Annotated in this window: 3 protein-coding genes; 1 reads left to right on the top strand and 2 read right to left on the bottom strand. The window is 34.3% G+C overall.

From position 1 onward, the window contains the following. On the top strand, positions 1-314 hold a 314-nt coding region (locus U9P79_05580), incomplete at its 5' end, for an alpha-glucosidase C-terminal domain-containing protein (protein ID MEA2104094.1). A 395-nt stretch (positions 315-709) separates the two neighbouring features. Here U9P79_05580 and U9P79_05575 read toward each other — a convergent pair. Then, positions 710-2,287, bottom strand: a complete 1,578-nt coding sequence (locus U9P79_05575) for an IS66 family transposase (protein MEA2104093.1) — start codon at positions 2,285-2,287, stop codon at positions 710-712. A 103-nt stretch (positions 2,288-2,390) separates the two neighbouring features. Beyond that, the gene (gene tnpB / locus U9P79_05570) at positions 2,391-2,744 is read right to left on the bottom strand and encodes an IS66 family insertion sequence element accessory protein TnpB (protein MEA2104092.1); all 354 of its coding nucleotides are present in this window, start codon (positions 2,742-2,744) and stop codon (positions 2,391-2,393) included. Positions 2,745-3,436: the final 692 nt, after the last annotated feature.

The following is a 3,436-nucleotide window of genomic DNA, read 5'->3' as shown; positions in this document are numbered from 1 at the left end:
TAGAAAAATTTTATCAGAATCTAATCCAAATTAAAAAGAAAAACAAAGCACTTTGGAACGGAATATCAGGAGGAAAATTATTAAGAATAAATTCATCTGATGATGAAAATATTTTTGCTTTTATCAGAGAAAAAAACGGGAATAAAATATTTGCAATTTTTAATTTTTCCGGTGAAAACCAAAATATAACTTTTAAAGGGGATAAATTTATTGGAGAATTTATAGATGCATTTTCTGGAGAAGAAATAAAGTTTTCAGCAAATGAAAAACTTGAACTTAAGCCATGGGGATATTTTGTTTTTGAGGGGAAATAAAAATAATAAATAGCCGCGAATGCGCGAATAATAATAAAATAGAACTTATTTTACTTACATCAAATGAGTGAAGTATAATTCGCGTAAATTAGCGATATTAGCGGCTAACAAAAAATACCTATAAATTATGAAAAAACTTTACTCACTAACTTTCATTTTATTTTTTTTCATCTCAAACATTTATTCGCAATCAGGTAGTATAAGGGTTTCTGGAAAAATCACAGATTCAAATACGGGTTCAATAATTAAAAATGTAAACATAAGGATAAAGGGAACTAATGTAGGTAGTGTTTCATTTAAAAACGGTCATTATTCGTATCCCCTCTACCAACCCCGTCTTGAATAAATTTTTTATTGATAGTATTTTTGCATATTCTGGGATAGTACTTTCTTTGCTATTCTGATTTTTGTGGTTTCCAATTTTGAGGTAGGAGTTCATTCAGTTTATTTGCTTTGTGTTCCGGTATTCTATCCAATACATTTTTTAGCCAGTCAAAAGGATTAATGTCATTTCTTTTGCATGTTCCAAAAAAAGAATAAAACATGGCAGCCCTTTGAGCACTTTCATGAGAACCGGCAAAAAGATAATTTTTCCTTCCCAGTGCATTTGGCCTTATTGCATTTTCAACTAGGTTGTTGTCTATTTCAAGGGTTCCGTCATAGAGGTATGCCATCAGGTTGTCCCACCTGGGAATTGTATAACGCAGGGCTTCACCCATTGGGCTTTTAGGAAGGTGTTTGGATAAATTATCGATCATCCATTTACTTAGTTCATTTAATATTGGCAAGGAATGTTCAAGGCGTATTTCTTTACGTTCATTGGTTGATAATTCCATGTTTTTTGCAAAGCGTTCAATAGCATACAACTTTTGTATTTTCAATAATACATCTTTAGCAGCTTTATCATAGTTCAATGCCTTTTCAAAATACCTGCGTGCATGTGCCCAGCAATTGAGTAATGTAATATGTTCTTTTTTTCCAAACCAGTCGTAAACACTATATCCGTCACTTTGAAGATATCCCTTAAAATCTTTAAGCATTTGTTTTGGGCCTTCTCGTCCACGGCCTTTCCGGTAATCGAATAGTACGGCATTTTGTATTGGTGAGTTGTATACCCAGTAATACCCTTGATGGCATTTGCCTTTGAGTCTTTTATCCAGTACCTTGATAGGCGTTTCATCAACCTGCAGATAACCCTGTCTAAGTACCAGTTGTTTTTGTTTTTCAAACAAAGGTGCCAACAATCTGGATATTGCATCCTGCCATCCATTTATTGTATTGGAAGGTATGCGGACATTTTCTCTTGCAAATCGTTGTATCTGGCGATAAATAGGTAAATGATCTACATACTTATCTATGATTATCTGCGCCAATAAGCCAGAACCCGCTATGCCTTTTTCAATGGGAAAAACCGGCAACTCTGCTATAACTCCTTTAAAATTTAGAGACTCATTATCTTCCGGCTTAATATATTTGGGGCGGATAAATCTTTTTATAAAAAGTTTGGCAGGAACAAGTTCCAGTTGGTCTGTTACTTCTTTGCCAATGTACTTCATACCGGAGGTATCTTCTTTGGGTTCAATAATAATTTCTTCTACAGGTAAGTGATCGGGTAAAGGCAAACGGCCAGGATGATTTTTTCTTTCCTTCTTTTTACGTGTGTAGCTTATTTCTTCTGTCTTTTCAGGCTCTGGCTTTGTTTGCTCAACATCGAAAGGCAATTCCATTTGATTGTGATTCTCATTTGATATAAAACGCTCTCGCTTGACACCAAATAACAAACGGGTGAGTTGATCAATCTGGAACTGCATCCTGCTTACTTTAGATTCAAGGGATACATTTTGAGTTTCAAGATTGGTGTATTTATTTTCAAGGTTGGTGTATTTATTTTCAAGGTTGGTATGTTCAATTTCAAGACTGGTATTCTGCCCTTGTAATTTTTTCGTAGCTACTAACAGCTCATCAAAATTCATATTTTCCAGCTCATTTAACATGAAGTAAAAGTACTGAAAATACAGGTGTTGTAGATGAAAAAACACTTGTATTTATCAACATTTTTTCTGGATAAAAATGTCCCTAAATATTTGGATTATACGATTTTCTTTTTTCAATGTTTTTAATGCTTAAACCATCTATAAGCATTACTATTTGGGTATAACTTAATACTATGCTTCCTACTTCTACATCATAATTGGGAAGTTCAAAAGTGCCTTCCTCCAATCGTTTATAATATAATGCAAAACTAACCCCTTGCCAGTGCAGCAATTTAATTTTGTCTCGCCGTTTATTAATAAAGATAAACACATCTCCATTACAAGGATTACTCTCCAAGGTGTTTTGTATGAGTCCTGATAAGCCGTCGAAACTTTTTCGCATATCAGTTGGCTGACTGTACAAGTGAAATTTGTTGCTTGAGGATAAAGTAAACATTGCCTTATATACTGATTATGGTTTTTAACTGGGCTATATCTATACAAGGCGGACAACTTACCTTCACCCCATTGGGGTAGGTTATTTCTATTTGTTCAATCTCCAAAACATCTGGTTCAATAGTTTTGGATACTTCAACAGGAATAAAAGTTTTGACGGGTTTTTCCCGGGAGAACTTTGACAGTCCTTTCTCTTTTCTAAATTTTCTCAGCCAATAACTGAATGTGGAGGTGGTCAATTTTTCCCGCTTACAAAATTGATATTGGGATAATCCGCTTTCACGCCATAATGCTATGGACCGATACATTTGCTCTTTGCTGTATTTCTGATTTTTTTGCATGGGGCAAATGTAGCCACGGTCAAATCAAATTACAAGACGGGATTAGTAGAGGGGATACCATAATTCTACATTTTAAATTTCTTTTAATAATAATGATGAATTTAAAATTATAAATGTAAAATGTAGAAAAATCTGAAATCTTAAATCCATACGGACTCCTTTCAGTTGTCCATACGGATTCCTTTCAGTTATCGGTGTTCGATATTCGATATTCTTTGATTTTGCTTATTCCCCCTTCCCAGCGACTAAAAGGAGTCCGTATGGAACTTCCCCCAGTGGGGGAAGGAGTTAGATTGTGCAAGATTTCTAACTTATTATTTCTTTGATATTTTGTATGAACTTTTACTGTTTG

This window comes from Candidatus Cloacimonadota bacterium (genome assembly GCA_034661015.1).
Classification (GTDB): domain Bacteria; phylum Cloacimonadota; class Cloacimonadia; order JGIOTU-2; family JGIOTU-2; genus JAYEKN01.
Note: the sequence above shows the minus strand (reverse complement) of the source record. Positions and strands in the feature narration are given on the sequence as shown.

Excerpts from the sequence above, each read along its gene's own strand:
- U9P79_05575 (MEA2104093.1), bottom strand. The coding sequence starts at position 2,287 with ATGAATTTTGATGAGCTGTTAGTAGCTACGAAAAAATTACAAGGGCAG.
- tnpB (MEA2104092.1), bottom strand. The coding sequence starts at position 2,744 with ATGTTTACTTTATCCTCAAGCAACAAATTTCACTTGTACAGTCAGCCA.